Here is a 17,139-nt window from a genome sequence, read left to right on the forward strand (position 1 = left end):
CTGCTGCTGCACGGTGACCACCCGGGGGGCCGACCACGTCGGCCCCCCGGCCCCGTTTCCGCAACGACGAGGGGAAGAGGCTCATGAGCGAGGAGTGGATCACTGGCGGCGCAACGTCGGGCCCGGGGTGGGGAGGGGGAGACGAGGTAGCCGGTATGCCGGGCATCCGGGTCGGGCCCAGGGCACGGTCCCGGCTCCTGGCCGACGAGGGGGTCCGCATCCTGATTGTGGGCGACTTCGCTCTGGAACACCGGCAGGAGCGCGCGTTGCTGAGGGCGGCGGCAGAGGGGCGGTGGGCGGAGCTGACGTATCTGCCCGGCTCCTATTGGGTGGTCGCGGACCGGGGCGGGCGTCGTTTCGTGTGCGGGGACCTGTCCGGGTTCCGCAGCGTCTTCCACGCCGGGCACGGGCCGGGCACGGTGTGGTCGACCGGCGCCCGCCGCCTGGCCGGCCACTGCTCGGCCGTACCGGATCTGGCGATGGTGGCCGCCCGGCTGGCGGCGGGGCCCGAGCACTGGCCGCACCGCACGGTCTACGACCACATCCAGGCGGTGCCCGCGGGGTCGGGGCTGCTGCTGGGCGGCGGCGCCGGTCCCGAGCTGGTCGACATCAGGGGGATCGAGCCTGCGCTCACGCTGGCCCAGGGCGCCCCCGCCTTCGGCCAGGCACTGGAGCAGGCCGTGCACGGGCGGATGCGAGCGGCCAACGGACCGGTCGGCGCCGACGTGTCCGGTGGGCTGGACTCCTCCGCCGTGGCGATCCTCGCCTCCCAAGTGGGAGAGGTCCGCGCCGTCACCTACGCCGACCCCTTCACCAGCAGCGAGGACCTGTCCTTCGCCCGCCGGGCAGCCGCGCACATGGGCGTGGACCTGCACGTCGGCCGAGGCGGGCCCGGCGAGCTGCCGTTCGGCTGGAGCCGGGAGCAGCCGGTGACCGACCAGCCCGCCGCGGTGAGCCTGACCACCGCCCAGCACGCCCTGTACCTGCAGCCGGTGGCCGGGCTGCCGCTGCACCTGACCGGACATGGCGGGGACGTGGTGCTCGACTCGTGCAGCGCCGCCTGGATCGGTATAGCGCAGCGCGGGGAGCGCAAACAGGCGCGGCAGCAGGTCACGAACTGGGCGCGGGCCCGCAACCGGGCCCCGCGCGAACTGTGGCGGGCTGTCACCCGGGCCGCCGGCACCGGCCACGCCGGTGCGCTCCAGGAAGCCGCCTCCCGTGTGGCCCGTGGTGAGATCGAGGCGCGGCGGCCGGGCGTGTGGTCATGGTGCCATCTGGGCGCGTGCGCAACCTGGCTGACCCCCTCCGGCCGGGAACAGGTCGCGGCGCTGCTGTCCACGGCCGCCCAACAGGCGCGCGAAGAAAGCCGGGCGGACCTGGTGGAGCAGGAAACCTCCCTGCGCCTGGTGGGAGCCGACGCCCGGGACACCGTCGCACTGACCGCACCGTGGCGGGTGCGGCAGGTCCATCCCTACCTCGACAACCAGGTCGTCCGCGCCGCCTTCGCGATCACCCCCATCGAGCGGCACGGCGTGAGCTCCTTCAAACCGCTGCTGAGTGCGGCGCTGCCGTCGATGCCCGCCTGGCTGACCTCCCGTCAGACCAAGGGCAGTTTCACCCGCCAGCTCACCGCGGGCATGGTCCACCACCAGCGCGAGCTGGCCCAACTGATCGCCAGCAGCCCCCTCGTCACCGGCGGGCTGCTGGACCCGACCCCTGCCCTGGACGCCCTCGCCGGCATCGGCGGCCACCACGCCCCCGCGCTGTACGACCTGCAACGCCTGGTGATGGCCTGCCAGTGGCTCACCGCCTGCCAGCACAACAGTGCCGGGCTGGAGCCGGCATGCTGAGCATCCCGCCTCACGTGCACTGGGCCCGCATGGAGGGCAGCACGGCCGTGCTGGACCTGCACACCGGGCAGTGGCACCTGTTCACCGGCACCGGCGCCCGCATCTGGGACGCGATCACCCAGCACGGCGGGGTGGATGGCTTGTCCGCACGGCTCGCGATCTCGGCGGACGGCTCCCCGATCGCCGAGCGTGATGTCGCCGACTACGTCGGACGCCTGCGGACCATGGGGCTGCTCACGGTCGAAAATCCGTCCGCTCGCACACGGTGGTGGTGGCGACGGTGACGGACATGATCCACGCCCCCGCCCGGCCGCCCTGGAACCGGCGGCTCCCGGCATACCTGGCGATGTGCGTTGCCCTCTGCCTCAAGGTGCTGCCAGAAGGGCGCCGGATGCGCGCCCGCATCGCGCTCACCCGCTGTACGCTCCCGCTCCCGCCCGCCGACCCCGGCCACGTCCGGCAGCTGTACGAGGCGGTCCTCGCGTGCCAGCCGCCGTGGTGGCGCGGGCAGATCGACTGCAAGGAGCGGGCCCTGGCCACCGTGCTGGCCTGCGCCCTGACCGGCCGGCGCTGCCGCCTCGTCCTCGGCGCCCGCACCCTGCCCGCCGCCTTCCACGCCTGGGTCGCGACCATCGACGACACCGCGATCGGCCATGAGGAAGCCGGCGGACGCGACCACCCGTGGACCGCCGTCTACACCACCCCCTGAATGCCGCCGGGGTGGGCGGCCCAAGCCTCTCCACCCACCCCAAAATTCACTCACATGGATGAATTATGGTGCCGCGAAATTGACGTTCGGGGGGTGTGAAGTGCCCCGACGTGCCACAGACGTTCCGAATCCGTTTGAGGACGTACACGCCTCTGCCCGCCAATGGGGCGGGTGACGACCTCCCCGACCACGACAACGAGCTCAACTCCCCATGACGGCACCCCTACCGAGCCCCCTGCCCCTGCCGGGGCTCCCGAGGCCGGGCCGCCGCCGGTGATGCGCCTGCAGGAGGACGCCCACGCCGAGGACGCCCGCATCAGCACCCGGGCCATCGCCGCCCGTCTGCCGGCCGCGCTCCACCGGGCCGCACAGCTCGGCTGTCGCGCCGACCGGCGTACCGTCCTCGTCCTCGCCCTGTGCACCCTCGCCTTCGCAGCACTGACCGCCGTCAGCCTGCACGCCACTTCCGCTCTCCTGGCCGCGATCCTCGCCGACGGCACCGCCGCACACCGCCTTCACCAGGCGCTGCCCTCGCTGGTCCTGGTCACCGTCGCCGCGGGCGCCGGCTACCTGGCCGATGCGGGTGCCCGGCTGGCCGCCGAGGTCCTGGCGCCGAAGGTCAACCGGGAGGCGGACCTCGCCGTCATCACCGCCAGCGTCACTGCCGAACTCGGCGCCTACGAGAACCCTGTCTTCGAGGACGGACGGTTCGCCGCGACCAAGGGCGCGGAGAAGATGCCCGACCTCATCTCCGGAGCCCAGGCACTGATCTCCTCAATCGCGCAGCTCCTCGCCGCCGTGGCCGTCGTCGCCACCCTCAACGCGCTGCTGCCGCTGCTGCTCCTGGCGGTCTTCCCCCGCGTGTGGGGGGCGGTGCGCGCCGCCCGCCTGGACCACGAGGCCGCCCACCGCAGTGTCGCGGACACCCGGCTGCGCCGGGTGCTGGCCCAGTACACCACCGACCGGGGCACCGCCGCCGAGTTGCGCTCCAACACCATGGGCGGTTTCCTGACCGGGCAGTACCGCATCATCTCCGGCCGCTTGGAGCGCGAACAGCGCCTCGCTTCCTGGCGCGCGGCCCTGACCCAGGGAATGGGGGATCTGCTCGCGGCTGTGGCCCAGGCCGCGGTGTGGGCGGGCATCCTCTATTTCACCCTGACTGGCCGCATGCCGGTCGCGGTCGCCGCCACCACCTACCTCGTGGTCCGCACCGTCAACACCGCCCTGGCCGCAAGCGTGCGCACCTCCGCGCGCCTGTTCGCGACCAGCCTCTATGTCGCCGACTGGGCCCGCTTCCTCGACGGCGCCGACGCCTGGACCATGCGCCGCGGCACCACCACGGCCTCTCTCACCGGCCCGGGCGAGATCCGGGCCAAGGGGCTGACCTTCACCTACCCCGGCAAGGCCACCCCTGCCGTGCACGGGGTCGACCTGACCATCCGGCGCGGCGAGGTCATCGCCCTGATTGGGGAGAACGGCTCGGGTAAGACGACCCTGGCGAAACTCCTCACCGGTCTGTACCTGCCGAGCTCCGGGACCGTCACCTGGGACGGCCAGGCCTTGGCCGGCCTCGACCCCGCGAGCGTGTGGCGGGCCTGTGCCGTGGTGCCGCAGGACTACACCCGCTGGCCGCTGGCCGCCCGCGAGAACGTCACTCTCGGCCAGCCACGCCCCGAGGGCGACCGCGCGGTGCACACCGCCGCCGAACAGGCCGGGGCCGACACCGTGCTCAACGCTCTGCCTGACGGGCTGGACACCTCCCTGGCCCGCTCCTGGTGGGGCGGGCACGACCTGTCCGGCGGCCAGTGGCAGCGCATCGCCATCGCCCGCGCCTTCCACCGCAGCGCCCCCGTCATCGTCCTGGACGAGCCGACCTCGGCCCTCGACGCCCGCGCCGAGCACCGGATCCTGTCCCGGCTCAGGGAACTCGCGGCAGGCCGTACCGCGCTGTTCATCACCCACCGCCTGGCCAACGCGCGCACCGCCGACCGGATTGTGGTCCTGCGCGACGGAGCCGTCGTTGAAACGGGCACGTACGCCGAGCTCCTCGCCCGCGAAGGCTCGCTGTTCAGCGAACTCCACCGTCTCCAGGACGGGCAGGAAGCCGGTCCTCCCGCCCTGTAGGGTCTCCTGGTGTCCAGCCAGTTCCTGCCATGCAGGGGCGTGGAGGCGTAGGGACCTTGGGCGGCGAAGCGCGGCAGCACGGTGGTGCCGGTCGGCTTGGCGGCACACGCAGCCCTGGGTGCTCCGCAGGATTGGGCAGTCGGCGGACCGGGGCCGGGACGGGTAGGCGAGCGGCTCGACCGGCCTGTGACTGAGGGCGGGATCTCGGAAAACGGTCTCATCGAGGGCGGGAATGCGGATCATGGGGGTGTGGAGGACTGGTACGACTGCAACGATCCGGCCGAACTGCGCGTCCGGCTCGATGTGGTGCTCGAGGAGAACGCCGGACTACGCACGGAACTCGCTGCACTTCATACCGAGAACCAGCGCTTGCGCTCCCGGCTGGGCATGCCCGCTGGTACCCCGCAGCCGTTGCCTCCGGTCCCCGAGCCCTTGGCGCCGGCCGTCGCGGGAGGTGCGGGCGGGCTGCCGTACGCGGACGCAACCTCCGATACGGAGGCGAAGGTCGCGTTGTTCAGGGCGTTGTTCGCCGGTCGTGAGGACGTCTACGCCACCCGGTGGGTGAGTGCGAAGTCGGGCCGGACGGGCTGGAGTCCCGCCGAGGACAACCCGTTCGCCAAGAACAAGAACGACGCCGAGCGGGTGTTCTGGCCCCTGACCGACCAGACCGTCTACCACCACCTCTCCCGTCCCGAACCCGGCGCCCGGGAGATCCACCTCGGGCTGTATCCGCTGCTGGTCGACGACACGTGCCGCCTGCTGGCGGTCGACTTCGACGGCAAGGACGGCAGCGACTGGCGCGGCGACGCCGCCGCCTACGCCGCTGCCTGCCACGACGCCGGTGTCCCCGTGCTGGTGGAGGTCTCCCGTTCCGGGGCCGGTGCGCACGTGTGGACCTTCTTCACCGCACCCGTGGCCGCGGTGATGGCCCGCGCGCTGGGGATGGCGCTGCTGCGCCGCGCGATCGACGTCCGCGGGCAGATGGCGCTGTCCAGCTATGACCGGCTCTTCCCGGCCCAGGACCTGCTGCCGACGAACGCGAAGGGCAACGCGCGGTTCGGCAACCTGATCGCGCTCCCGTTGCAGGGGGCTTCCCGTCTCCAGGGCACCACGGTCTTCTGCGACCCGCGGACCTGGGAGCCGCATCCCGACCAGTTCGTGCACTTGTCCCGGATGGAGCGGCTCTCCCCGGACCGGGTCGAGGCGCTCGTCGACACGCTCGGCGCGGTCAGGGCGGGCCCGTCGGCGACCGTGCCGGTCCTGCCGCCCAAACCGCGGCGGCGGGCTCTGGGCAAGGCCCCCGCGGTCGTCGAGGCGCGGATGTCGGCGATGCTCGCGATCTCCACCAAGGGCCTGCCGGCCGCGTTGCTCGCCGCGCTCAAGCACACAGCAGCGTTCCACAACCCGGAGTTCTACCGCCGTCAGAGCCAGCGGTATTCCACCTGGGACACCCCGCGCCTGGTCTGCTCCTTCGACGCCACCGACCCCGACTGGCTCAAGCTGCCGCGCGGCCTGCGCGACGAAGCCGCCCAGCTCGTCACCGCCGCCGGCGGCACGCTCACGGTCACCGGCGAGCTCCCGGTCACCGGCGAGCTCCCGGACACCGGCGAGCTCCCGGTCACCGCCCGCTTCACCGGCGAACTGACCGACGTACAGCGCCGGGCGGTCGACGCGGTCAAGGACCACACCAGCGGCGTGCTCGTGGCGCCTCCGGGCTCGGGCAAGACCGTGATGGCCTGCGCCCTGATCGCCCACCACCAAACGCCCGCCGCGATTGTGGTCAACCGCTCCGAGTTGCTGTCCCAGTGGCAGGACCGCCTGGCCGCGTTTCTCGACCTCGGCGAGGGCCGCGTCGGTTCCCTGGGTGCGGGAAAGGACCGCCGCGGCCACGTGGTCGACCTGATCATGCTGCAGACGCTCAGCCACCGCGACGCCCCCGACGGCCTGTTGGACGGCTACGGCCTGGTGGTCGTCGACGAGTGTCACGCCGTGGGCGCGCAGGGTGCCGAGGCCGCGATCCGCAAGGCCCGGGTCCCGCGGTGGATCGGCCTCTCAGCCACGCCGTACCGGGCCGACCAGATGGACCCGCTGATCACCATGCAGTGCGGGCCCATCCGGCACGAGATCGCCGACACCACCACCTTCGCCCGACACCTCGTCGTCCACCCCACCTCCTTCACCACCGACGAACCGGGCAACGACGGCGCCTCCTACCAGGCCATCTACACCGAACTCGCCACCCACCACGACCGCAACACCCAGATCGCCGCCGACATCGCCGACGCCGCCCGCCGCGGACGACACAGCCTCGCCCTCACCAACCGCATCGAACACCTCCACCAACTCGCCACCGCCCTCGCCTCACACGGCATCGAACCGCTGCTCCTGCACGGCGGCATGCCGCCGGCCGAACGGGCCCGCGTCCGCGCCTGCCTGACCGACGGCACGACCACCCCACTGGTGCTGCTGGCCATCGACAAGCTCGCCGGCGAGGGCTTCGACGCCCCCAGGCTCGACACCCTGTTCCTCACCAGCCCGGTCTCCTTCAAGGGCCGCGTCATCCAGCAGGTCGGCCGGATCATGCGCAACACTGAGAAGAAGAAGTCCCACGTCGAGGCCCACGACTACCTCGACGCCGACGTGCCCTGGCTGGAGCGCATGCACCACAAGCGCCGCCGCATCCTCGAACGCCGCGGCTTCACCGCCACCACCCCCGAGAACCTGCCCCAGCCACCCGCCCACCCCGCCGTCCCCGCACGCCGCCGACCGGAGCCCGCACGCTCCACGACGACACCATCGGTGGCCGAGGTGCGGCAGTGGGCCAAGGACCAGGGCATGGACGTGCCACCACGAGGCCAGCTCCGCAGCACCGTCTGGGACGCCTGGTACAAGGCTCACCCCCAGACCCAACCGACCGGCTGATGCACCATGCCACGCAGACGGTCCCGCAACGCCCTCATCCTCGACGCTTGGCGAACACGCGCCGACAGCCCGGTTTCTCCGCGGCCGTTGCTGCGCCCGGTTCCCTACCGTGGACAGCTGACGCTGGATGTCACATTGGCAGGGTCAGACGCGGTGTCCGGCGCGGGCGAGTTCCCGGCGGACCTCGAGGTCCAGGGTGGAACGGATTTCTGTGAGGATCTTCTTGGCGGACTGGTACATGTCTTTCACGGGCACGGCGGGACCACCGCCCGGCGGCCGTACCGCGCCGCCTTGCACGATGTGTTCGAGTGGCAGCACCTGGACGCGAGGCGCGCGCTGGCCCCTGCTGCGTAGGCGGTGTCGGAGTCCAGGACACGTTCGACTTCGGCGGCTGTGCGGGCGAGCCGGAAGTGCAGCATGGTCGCCCACCCGGATGTGTCCGGTACGAGATCACTGGCGCTTTTGCAGCCGCGCAGTACGTCGCCGACCGACTCGGGGCCGCTGCCCGACAGCACCAGGCCCGTTTCCACCGCGGCCAGCAAGGCCCCCAGCAGCACCGGAACGTCCTTGGAGCTTGTAGCGGCCCCCGCAGCTGGACAAGGCGTGTCCACGGCCAGGAGCGCGTCCACCAGACATCGGGGCGATGTCGGTCCGTACTCCGGCATGTCGACGAAGCGGCCCAGACGTGCGTGGAAGCCGGCCTCCCGCCGCTGGGCCTCGCTGCTGCCGGCGACGACCGCCTCCTCGGGGTGTCCGCCGGGATCGTCCAGCAGTTGCACCTGTGGAGGCCACAGCACGTTGCGGGCGCCGAGGAGCAGCGGCCCGAGATGGGCGGGGCACAAGCCGAGCGTCGTGTCCAGATGGCGGTTGATCTCGAACACCGCTGCGTTGGCGCAGACCTCGGGGTCGTCCGGCCCGCTGACGCGTGCCTCGCATCGCAGGATGTCGTCGGAACGGAAGTCGTGCACACGCGCAGCGTGGCACCGCCGCGCCGGGCCACGGGACAACTGGCGCACCTGCGGAGGAACATACGCGCGGCCCGGCGTACGGGCGGCCCGGGGAGTTGTGCGAAGGGGCGGGGTCGACGGGGTGCGTGAGCATGGGTGTGGCCGACGCCAAGATGTTGTGGGAGGCATTGCAGTTGGGGGACTCGGTGCACGTGTGGGGCCACAAGCCGGGAACGTAGCGGCTCGGCCCCCACGGGCCGCGTGAACGGACCCTTTCGGTCCGGGTGGACGACGGGCGGATCGCCTCGGCGACGCCCGCGCCGCCGCCCACCACAACGTGCCCGACTCACCGCGTCACATGGCCCGGCCTGCCGCCCGGTGGTTCACGAACCACCGGGCGGGACCGTTCGTGGAACTCCGGACGGCTTCCCTCCCACACCATCCCGGGTCCACGAGCGGCGTCGCGCCCATGCGGTGCGTCCGTCCTAGAGGATGGTGTTGCAGGCGAGGCCGACGCCGACGCCGACGAGGTTGTGGCTCTGGTTCATGGTGCTCTCGCACCGGTAGCCCCCACCGCCTTCGCCCTTGCCCCAGTCCTCCGCCCCGGCCGGGGTGGCGAGGGCCCCGAGCAGTGCGGCTACCGCCAGGATGCCGATCGCAAAGCGACGCATGACAATTCCCCCTTTCTTTCAAGGAGTTGATCGAAAACTCGGCGATTTGTGCGAGTCGCCCTGTGATTGCCCCAGGCCGTCCACAGATACACACCCCTTCACTCTTTCGGGTAAGAAAAATCGATCCTGCGGCTAAATGTTCGGATATTTACCATTCCCCGCCGAATGGGTCATTCCTCCGTGCACCGAGCCGGGCAATTCATCGACATATGGTCACGATCTATACGAAAAACACACCGACTCACCCTTACGAGGACACCGTGCACAGACCCCCGTGGCGCACAACGGCCGTCGCCGCCCTGACCGCCCTCGCCGGACCACTGGCACGGCCCGCCGCCCCTGTCGTCACCCTAATGGCGCGAAGCGTGTACAGGGAGTTCGTTAAACCCGGCAGTAGCTGGGGTTGACGGCAGGGCGGGCTGGCCGTAAGGAGGTGGTAGGGGCCAACCGCCGTGCCGGGGGGCTGGAGATGACCGCTCGCTGTCCCTGTCCGCCTGCGCCGGGACCGCTGGAGGAGTACGCGGCCCGGTTCGATGACCTCTTCGTCAGTCTCGCGCAACGGCGCGGGTTTCGCGAGTACCTGACCGGGCTGCTGGCGCCGTGAGACCGGAACAAGACGCTCACCTGCCTCGCTGGGGCGGAACCGGCCACCGCCGCGGGAACGGCGGCGGTGCAGCGGCTGCAGTTCTTCCTCTCCGAGTCCGCCTGGGAGGCCGGGCAGGTCAACGACCGGCGCCTTGAGCTGCTGCGCGGCCAGGCAGCAACTGCCCCGCACGACGGCGGGGTCATCGTGATCGACGACTCCGGGGACCGCACGGACGGCACCGCAACCGCGCACATCGGACGGCAGTGGCTGGGCCGGCTGGGCAAGACTGACAACGGCATCGTTGCCGTGACCACGCGCCCGTCAGCACTTCCTCGATCCCGCCCGCGAGGCTCGGACCCATGAGGCGGCGCCTGCCGTGCGGGAGCTCCGGGAGCGCCTTCTTGCCGTCGCTCGATCCTGGGGCCGGGTGGCCCGGGGGAATCACACCCCCGGGCTCCCACAGATTCCGGACGTGACAGTCTCCCGTCATCCGGCTCGTGCTGCTCTGATCACCGGGGTGTCGGATGGCTGGCCCAGGTCCAGTGCGCAAAGAAGTCCGGCCGCAGTGTCACGGCCCGTTCCCACCCCTGGACCGCGGCTTTCCAGCCTCTGAGTCGTTTGTACTTGTTGCGGGTCCAGCGCATCAGATAGTTGTTGATGCGTGCCAGGAGGGGATGCAGTGCGGTGCGGTAGAACGCTCCGTAGTAGTGCATCCATCCCCGCACAACAGGGTTGATCCACTGTGCGAGGTCCCGGCCGGACAGGTCGACGCGGGTGTGCAGTTTCCAGGACCGTACGGTCGTCCCCATCTTCTTCAGGGCCTCTTTGCTGACGGCCGGGCTGAAGCTGGTGAACCTGCCGCGTGGCCCGTCGGCCTTGCGCGGGCGGAACGTGTACCCCAGGAACGTGAATGCGGTGTGCTCGAACTTCCCACGCCGGTTGCTGTCCTGGCAGTACACGATCCGTGTCTTGTCCGGGTGCAGTTCCAGGCCGACCTCGGTCATCCGCCCGTCCAGCGCGGCCAGGACATGCCTGGCCTGCGCGAGACTTTGGCAGTGGATCACCGCGTCGTCGGCGTAACGCTCGAACCGTACCCCCGGGTGTTCCCGGGCCATCCACATGTCGAACGCGAAGTGCAGGAACAGATTCGCCAGGACGGGGGATACCGCGGAGCCCTGTGGGGTCCCCTTGTCCCGGCTCTGCAATGTCCCGTCGGGCAGCTCCAGCGGGGCGGCCAGCCACCGCTTGACATAGAGCACTACCCATGGCACGTCACACACCGCCTGCACTGCCTTGACCACCAGCGGCCACGGCACGCTGTCGAAGAACGAGCGGATGTCGAACTCGACCACCCAGTCGCTCTCCCAGCACCGCCGCCGGCAGACAGCCACCGCGTCCAACGCCGACCGGTCGCGTCGATAGCCGAAGGAGTCCGGATGGAACACTGGTTCCGCCCGTTCCTCGATCATCGCCGCCACCACCGTCTGTGCCACCCGGTCAGCCACGGTGGGAACACCCAGGATCCGGATGCCCCTCCCTGGCCCTTTCGGGATTTCCACCGCGCGCACAGGCGGCGGGAAGTACGACCCCGACGACATCCGATTCCAGATCTTGAACAGATTGCCCTTCAGACCGGCCTCGAACTGCGCGATCGTCTCCTCGTCCACCCCCGGTGCACCCCGGTTGGCCTTGACCTTCTCCCACGCCTCCTTGACAGCCCACTTCGAGATGTCGAACGACTTGACGCCCGAGGACTTCAACAACACGCTCACGCGACTCCTCCCGGAGCACGTCCGGTTGATCGAACGAACGGGTCACGAACAGCCCGGCCCCTTCGCTCCACCCCCATTACAGGGGCTTCGTCACTACTACGGGCCGGTCCGCCAGCGCGCTCCGACGGTACTCTGACGCCCGCGGACCCAAGGGTCCACGGGCACTCCCTCTCGCCCGGCCACCAACAGCCGGGGCGGTTCCGGGGCGCGCCTTCTCCTGTTCCGTACGGAAGCCGCAGACCGGGCTCGCGCCACCTCTACGCCGGACACCACCTGGCCAGTCGGCGGGCTTCCGCCAGGCTTATCCCGGGACCGTCATGATGCCCCGGTTCTGATGTCTTCTAGGGTTTACGACGCTTCGGCAGTGGTTCGCTTGCGCTCGCCTTCCCGGTCCCCACCTGACGCCGTCAAGGGCGCCTTCTCCTCATCGCTCACCACGACGGTCTTCAATCCAACGCAGCATGAGGCGGTTTGGAGCCTCCCCCCGCAGGGCGGCTCCGAAGGGCCACGAAACCTTCATCTTCCGCACAGCACCGCTTTCAGACGACTCGTTCTACATCGAGGCTTCCTTCACGTTCAGGACACAACATGACAATTCCCCTTACTCAAGCCGTGCAAGTACACGCCAGGCACACCCCAGACCACCGGCACACCCTCCACCTCACCACCCCAGGAGCAGGCCACGCCCACAGAAAGAGAGCCAGCAAAGACAGCGCCATTGTCCATCCCCTCTGGGTGTGGAGGGATTCGTTAAGCGGCTCGGGGCTGCTTCGAACTGATGTGCCACGGTATCGGGCGGCAGCGGCTGGCAGGTGTCGAACAGCAACCGCCGTTGCCAGAGCATGTGGTAGGCGCAGTCCAGCCCCGTCAGCGCGGGCAGACCGCTCGCCGCCACGCCCGGCCGCAGGCCCGTCGGCTTCCTGAATGCCTCCAGCAGTGTCCGGCCTTGGCCGTCCTCGTCGCCTGTGGGAAACGGGTAGCCGGCCAGCCACGCGAGATTGCGCCCGCGCGGGCCCGACGGCTCACGCACCTGCTGCACCCGCCACCCGGCGGCCTGCGCCACCGCCTGCAGGACCTGAAGTCTCGCCGCAGGCAGGCTCTCCTCACCAGGAGGCTTTAGCACCAGCACCTCACGTACACCGTTGGCCGTGCGCGCCACGAAATCCGGGCGCCAGCGACGCTCGCGGCCTCCAGGTGGACGTTCAACGCAGCCGACGGTTACGTCCGCGAGCGGCTGGCGATCTTCGCCAGCCGAAAACACGGACTGCGAGGCAGGAACTGGGGTACCCGCTTTACTTACGGGTGGACCACCCGGCTCGGGTCGCAGGGAGACAGCGCATGCCAGTCGGCGAACGATGTCGGTAAGCCGGGTGCGGGAGAACCACAGGCCCGGTTTGAAGCAGCGGGCACTGGAAACGGAGCATCAGCCACCGCGCCAGTCCCCGACCCTACTCAAGGCCACCCCGCCCAGCCGCCGCCGGTGACACTGCCTTCCAGGTTAGGACCAGGGCTGGGATGTAGGTGTCGGGGCGGGCCGCCCGGCGTCCTCCCAGGCCATCAGCCAGCCCAGCAGCACGGTCAGGGAGGTGGAGTCGGCCGCGTCGGCCCGAAGATCGCCGTCCTGCTCGATACCGGTAGTTCGTTAAACCCGTCGGTAGTTGGGGTTGACGGCCGGGCGGGCTGGCCGTAGGGCGGTGGTAGGGAGCCAACCACCGTGCTGGGGGCTGGAGATGACCGCTCGTCGTCCGTGTCCGCCTGCGCCGGGACCGCTGGAGGAGTACGCGGCCCGGTTCGATGACCTCTTCGTCAGTCTCGCGCAACGGCGCGGGTTTCGCGAGTACCTGGCCGGGCTGCTGGCGCCGCGGGACCGGAACAAGACGCTCACCTGCCTGGCCGGAGCGGAACCGGTCACTGCTGCGGGAACGGCGGCGGTGCAGCGGCTGCAGTTCTTCCTCTCCGAGTCCGCCTGGGAGGCCGGGCAGGTCAACGACCGGCGCCTTGAGCTGCTGCGCGGCCAGGCGGCGACCGCCCCGCACGACGGCGGGGTCATCGTGATCGACGATTCCGGGGACCGCAAGGCCGGCACCGCGACCGCGCACGTGGGGCGGCAGTGGCTGGGCCGGCTGGGCAAGACCGACAACGGCATCGTCACCGTGACCACGGTATGGACCGACGGACGCGTGTACTACCCGCTGCACGCACAGCCCTACACGCCCGCCCACCACTTCCCGCGCGGCCGGTCCGATCCGGACTTCCGCACCAAACCGCAGCTGGCCGCCGCCCTCGCGGCCCGGGGCAAGGCGGCGGGCTTCGGCTGCCGGGCGGTGGTGGCCGACTGCGCCTACTCCGTCAGCGACGACTGGTACTTCGCACTGCGCGAGGCCGGGCTGGCCTACGTGGTGGCCCTCAAACCCCGCAACGGCACCTGGGCTCCGGCCCACCAGCCGCACACCCCCATCGACGCCGCCCATGCTCTGACCTGGCGGGATGCCGATCGTCCCGGCGACTGGACGCGCGTTGAGCGCTGTTTCCGCGACGGGCACACCGAGACCTGGTGGGCCGCCGACACCCGCCTCGGCGGCTACGGGCCCGACTCACCCTGCCGGCTCGTCGCCGCGACCACCGATCCGGCCACCCTGCCGCCGAAGGCCACCTGGTACCTGTCCACCAACCTGCCCCATCCCGACGCGCCCCACGCCGCTGCCAGTACGCACCCGCCTGCCGATCTCGCCGAGATCGTCCGCCTCTACGGCCTGCGGCCGTGGATCGAGCAGAGCTACAAGCAGATCAAGGACGAGCTCGGCTGGGCGGACTTCCAAGTCCGCTCCGACCGCGCCATCCGCCATCACCAGACACTGGTCAACTGCGCTTTCTCCTTCTGCTGGGACCAGTGGTTCGCCCCACCCGGACCCATGGACGCCTCCGCGTCGGACCCGTGCCCCGACGACCGGCCAGAGAGGGGGACCAGCCATACCCCACCAGCCCCAACCTCCCTGCTGGCCCAGGGCCTTGCGCGCCATCCGTTCCTGGCTCACCCCCGCCGTCACCCTCAATCGCTGGTGGCGAGCCTGGACCGACAAAGACCCACCCGCCGAACTCCAGGCCCTGATCAACGCGGTCACCACCGGCCACGGCATTGATCTCTACCGCCGGGTTTAACGAACTACCGATACTGACTTCGGCTTGTCAGGGTGACGTTGGGATGTCGAGGGCGAGGCCGGTTCCAGCGATGAAGCCGTTGAGGGTGCCGGGCCGGTATTGGAGACGTTTGAGCCGGTTGCGGACGAGCGTCTCCAGGCGGTCCAGAGCGACGACGGCGAGGTTGGCCAGGCTGCGTTTGACGTGCGCCCACACCCACTCGACCGGATTCAGGTCGGGCGAGTACGCGGGCAGCAGGAACACCGTCAGCCACTCGCGCTGGTCGATCAACTTGCGCATGGCGTGGGAGACGTGGGTGTTGAGCCGGTCCCACACCAGCACGATCGGCGCCTTGACGAGCTGGTGGGCGCCGTCGATCAGCGCAATGAAGTCGCGTTCGCCCATGCTGCGACGTCCGCCCTTGCCCGCCGGGTGCAAGATCAGCCGGTGGCACAGCCGGGTGCGCGAGCCGGGTCGCATGGCGATCAGCCCGGCCACCGACAGCCGACCCGACCTGCGTCCGCTGACCGACACGACCGGCGTCACGCCGCGCCGACCTCAGGTGCGTCCCCTGGGCGGACGGCGGGTGAAGCCTGCCTCGTCCTCGAAGCAGAGGTAGCCCCCGCAGGCCGCCCGGGCTCTTTTACCTCCGCCCAGGTCGCCTCCTTCCACACCTTCACGGCCTCCTCGTCGCGCTCGGCCACCCGCCGCGCGGGCACCTGCGGGGAGAAACCGAGCCGGCGCATCAGCCGCGTGGCGCCCGAGACGCTGTAGGAGATGTGGAACTTCCTGCCGATCAGCGTGGCCACCCTCGCCGCGGTCCACACCTGGTCCTCCACCCAGCCGTGCGCGGCCGGGCCCTCATCGAGATACGCCGCGAGTTTCTCCAGGCAGCGTGGCGACAGTCGGTACCGGCCGCCACTGGGGCCTCGTGAAGCCAGGGCGTCGAAGCCGCCCTGGTGCCACAGCCGCTGCCACTGGTAGGCCGACTTCACGCTCACCCGCAGGCGCCGTGCGACCTCCGGCGGCTTGATCTTCTGCTCGAACAACTCAGCCGCCTGCATACGTACGGCCTCGCGGCGCCGACGTCCCACAGCCGTCAGCCCGCCCCCATCCGCGTATCTCACACACCACGAGATACAGACAACGCCCCCGACACATCAGCAACTTCGCCAAAGATCACCCTGACGAGCCGACGTCAGTAACAGCCGCGGAGTCGCGGGTCGAGCGGCAGGAGCCGAGAACGTCCGGCCGCAGTTCGGTCATGGCCAGGCGGTGGCGGCGAGATAGGCCCGCAGGCTGGCCCAGTCGAGTTTCTTGCCCGCATATGGCACGGTGTGGCCAGGCTCATGGAAGTGTTCGAGGTGGCCCGGGCGCCGGAGTTGCGCCAGTCGTTCTGGTTGCGCCAGGCGATCGAGATCCACGAGGTGGATGGGGCGCGGTTCTCCCAGTCGACCCGCCGGGCGGGGACGGTGCAGTCGCTGGCGGGGTTCTTCGCCAAGTGAGACCAGGCGAAGCCGCCAAGTGGGGCCGACAGGCGGGCCTGGTGCGAATGGCCCCGCGGCTTTGCTGGGTTCAACCGCGTCAGCGGTCGGCTATCCATTTCCCGACCGCACCCGTTACAGGCTGGCCTTGAGGGGGCGTGAAGGTGAGCTGGCGAACTCCTTCGATTTTGGAATACGTTACTGGTGGTGACATTCCCGGAGTTGCAGTGCGGGTCACCGGCGAAGACTGTCCGGAGCTTGACCATCGGAAACTTCGGGGCCCCTCAGAAGCCGTCAACAGGGCACATGCCCGGCTGCGAATGCCGGTCGAGCGGGCCCCGGCCCGGGTGAACCGGAAGGACCGGACCAGGGGCCCTGCACGCTCCAGCCGTAGAAGATGACACAACCCACCACCAGAGCGTCTGACCACGAGGCTACGGCCGCCGCACCAAAATCACACGGTAACACCCCGATTCAGACGATCCATCGGGGCACATTCTCCAGCCCGGACTCCCTGCCGTACGCACCGGTCGATCGCCCGGATGCCCGCGTCGGTGTCGGGCCCGCCGAGTACCACCGACGGCTCCTGGCTGTCGGTGGTGGCTGCGAGGCTGGGATGCATGGACATGGACAGGGATGAGGAGTTGGTGCGCGGCCGGGTCTACGGCGCGGACCATGACGATCCCCGGCCGGGCCCGCAGCCGGGACGGGACTACGCCGAGCTAGTCGGTGGACCGCTGGACGGCCTGTTGCTCGACGTCACCGGCTGGACGCCGGACGAGATCGACACCGGCGCCGCCCTCCAGACGGAGCTCGGGCGCTTCGGCGCCGGCGGGCGGGCGATATACGACCCGCGCCCCGGCGACCGGTACCGCTGGGGCTGGGTCGGCGACACCCCCTGAACCGCCGCGGCGAGCTGGTGCTCGTGCGGGAATC

15 protein-coding genes are annotated in these 17,139 nt (G+C 70.3%); 9 read left to right on the top strand and 6 right to left on the bottom strand.

The features are described from left to right. The first annotated feature begins 155 nt into the window (after positions 1-155). The 5 genes from AB8735_RS37215 to AB8735_RS37235 all read left to right on the top strand — a co-directional run bounded on the left by AB8735_RS37215 (position 156) and on the right by AB8735_RS37235 (position 7,605). Positions 156-1,850 (top strand): asparagine synthase-related protein, encoded by a 1,695-nt coding sequence (locus AB8735_RS37215; RefSeq protein WP_372412250.1) that lies wholly within the window; start codon positions 156-158, stop codon positions 1,848-1,850. Continuing rightward, positions 1,844-2,134, top strand: coding sequence for a PqqD family protein (locus AB8735_RS37220; protein WP_372412251.1), 291 nt, complete (start codon positions 1,844-1,846; stop codon positions 2,132-2,134). The genes AB8735_RS37215 and AB8735_RS37220 overlap by 7 nt, the downstream gene beginning before the upstream one ends. Positions 2,135-2,139: 5 nt before the next feature. Further along, complete coding sequence (locus AB8735_RS37225; protein ID WP_372412252.1) at positions 2,140-2,559, top strand: lasso peptide biosynthesis B2 protein; 420 nt, start codon at positions 2,140-2,142, stop codon at positions 2,557-2,559. 276 nt (positions 2,560-2,835) lie between these two features. Then, positions 2,836-4,683 carry an ABC transporter ATP-binding protein gene (locus AB8735_RS37230; protein ID WP_372412253.1) on the top strand — a complete coding sequence of 616 codons (1,848 nt, stop codon included), beginning with the start codon at positions 2,836-2,838 and terminating at the stop codon, positions 4,681-4,683. Positions 4,684-4,932: 249 nt separating this feature from the next. Then, entirely contained in the window at positions 4,933-7,605 is a 2,673-nt protein-coding gene (locus AB8735_RS37235; RefSeq protein ID WP_372412254.1) for a DEAD/DEAH box helicase family protein, read from the top strand. A 245-nt stretch (positions 7,606-7,850) separates the two neighbouring features. Here the strand turns inward: AB8735_RS37235 and AB8735_RS37240 are convergent, their stop codons facing one another. Next, positions 7,851-8,573, bottom strand: coding sequence for a hypothetical protein (locus AB8735_RS37240; protein ID WP_372412255.1), 723 nt, complete (start codon positions 8,571-8,573; stop codon positions 7,851-7,853). Positions 8,574-9,037: 464 nt separating this feature from the next. Then, positions 9,038-9,223 (bottom strand): hypothetical protein, encoded by a 186-nt coding sequence (locus AB8735_RS37245; protein ID WP_372412256.1) that lies wholly within the window; start codon positions 9,221-9,223, stop codon positions 9,038-9,040. Positions 9,224-9,893: 670 nt separating this feature from the next. Between AB8735_RS37245 and AB8735_RS37250 the strand changes: the two genes are divergently transcribed. After that, positions 9,894-10,172, top strand: coding sequence for a transposase (locus tag AB8735_RS37250; protein WP_372412257.1), 279 nt, complete (start codon positions 9,894-9,896; stop codon positions 10,170-10,172). 146 nt (positions 10,173-10,318) lie between these two features. On the opposite strand, the gene ltrA is transcribed toward AB8735_RS37250, so the two are convergent. Beyond that, entirely contained in the window at positions 10,319-11,575 is a 1,257-nt protein-coding gene (gene ltrA / locus AB8735_RS37255) for a group II intron reverse transcriptase/maturase (RefSeq protein WP_372412470.1), read from the bottom strand. A gap of 667 nt (positions 11,576-12,242) precedes the next feature. Then, positions 12,243-12,740: a hypothetical protein gene (locus AB8735_RS37260; protein WP_372412258.1), complete on the bottom strand. Its 498-nt coding sequence runs from the start codon at positions 12,738-12,740 to the stop codon at positions 12,243-12,245. Between the two features lie 571 nt (positions 12,741-13,311). Between AB8735_RS37260 and AB8735_RS37265 the strand changes: the two genes are divergently transcribed. Continuing rightward, on the top strand, positions 13,312-14,721 hold the full coding sequence (locus tag AB8735_RS37265; RefSeq protein WP_372408842.1) for an IS701 family transposase: 1,410 nt from the start codon (positions 13,312-13,314) through the stop codon (positions 14,719-14,721). 46 nt (positions 14,722-14,767) lie between these two features. On the opposite strand, the gene AB8735_RS37270 is transcribed toward AB8735_RS37265, so the two are convergent. Together AB8735_RS37270 and AB8735_RS37275 are read right to left on the bottom strand one after the other, a co-directional pair. Next, a complete protein-coding gene (locus AB8735_RS37270; protein ID WP_372412472.1) occupies positions 14,768-15,253 on the bottom strand; it encodes a transposase in 486 nt (161 codons plus the stop codon). An 8-nt stretch (positions 15,254-15,261) separates the two neighbouring features. Next, the gene (locus AB8735_RS37275; RefSeq protein ID WP_372412259.1) at positions 15,262-15,813 is read right to left on the bottom strand and encodes a winged helix-turn-helix domain-containing protein; all 552 of its coding nucleotides are present in this window, start codon (positions 15,811-15,813) and stop codon (positions 15,262-15,264) included. 255 nt (positions 15,814-16,068) lie between these two features. Between AB8735_RS37275 and AB8735_RS37280 the strand changes: the two genes are divergently transcribed. Both AB8735_RS37280 and AB8735_RS37285 read left to right on the top strand, forming a co-directional pair. Beyond that, positions 16,069-16,224 (top strand): hypothetical protein, encoded by a 156-nt coding sequence (locus tag AB8735_RS37280; protein WP_372412260.1) that lies wholly within the window; start codon positions 16,069-16,071, stop codon positions 16,222-16,224. Between the two features lie 605 nt (positions 16,225-16,829). Beyond that, the gene (locus AB8735_RS37285) at positions 16,830-17,105 is read left to right on the top strand and encodes a hypothetical protein (RefSeq protein WP_372412473.1); all 276 of its coding nucleotides are present in this window, start codon (positions 16,830-16,832) and stop codon (positions 17,103-17,105) included. Positions 17,106-17,139 lie beyond the last annotated feature (34 nt).

Origin of the sequence: Streptomyces luteireticuli, assembly GCF_041519305.1 — a bacterium.
Lineage (GTDB): Bacteria > Actinomycetota > Actinomycetes > Streptomycetales > Streptomycetaceae > Streptomyces > Streptomyces luteireticuli.

Bases quoted from the DNA above. Each gene is read 5' to 3' on its own strand.
- AB8735_RS37245 (WP_372412256.1), bottom strand. From the start codon at position 9,223: ATGCGTCGCTTTGCGATCGGCATCCTGGCGGTAGCCGCACTGCTCGGG.
- AB8735_RS37280 (WP_372412260.1), top strand. From the start codon at position 16,069: ATGGAAGTGTTCGAGGTGGCCCGGGCGCCGGAGTTGCGCCAGTCGTTC.
- AB8735_RS37220 (WP_372412251.1), top strand. From the start codon at position 1,844: ATGCTGAGCATCCCGCCTCACGTGCACTGGGCCCGCATGGAGGGCAGC.
- AB8735_RS37230 (WP_372412253.1), top strand. From the start codon at position 2,836: ATGCGCCTGCAGGAGGACGCCCACGCCGAGGACGCCCGCATCAGCACC.
- AB8735_RS37285 (WP_372412473.1), top strand. From the start codon at position 16,830: ATGGACAGGGATGAGGAGTTGGTGCGCGGCCGGGTCTACGGCGCGGAC.
- AB8735_RS37225 (WP_372412252.1), top strand. From the start codon at position 2,140: ATGATCCACGCCCCCGCCCGGCCGCCCTGGAACCGGCGGCTCCCGGCA.
- AB8735_RS37265 (WP_372408842.1), top strand. From the start codon at position 13,312: ATGACCGCTCGTCGTCCGTGTCCGCCTGCGCCGGGACCGCTGGAGGAG.
- AB8735_RS37215 (WP_372412250.1), top strand. From the start codon at position 156: ATGCCGGGCATCCGGGTCGGGCCCAGGGCACGGTCCCGGCTCCTGGCC.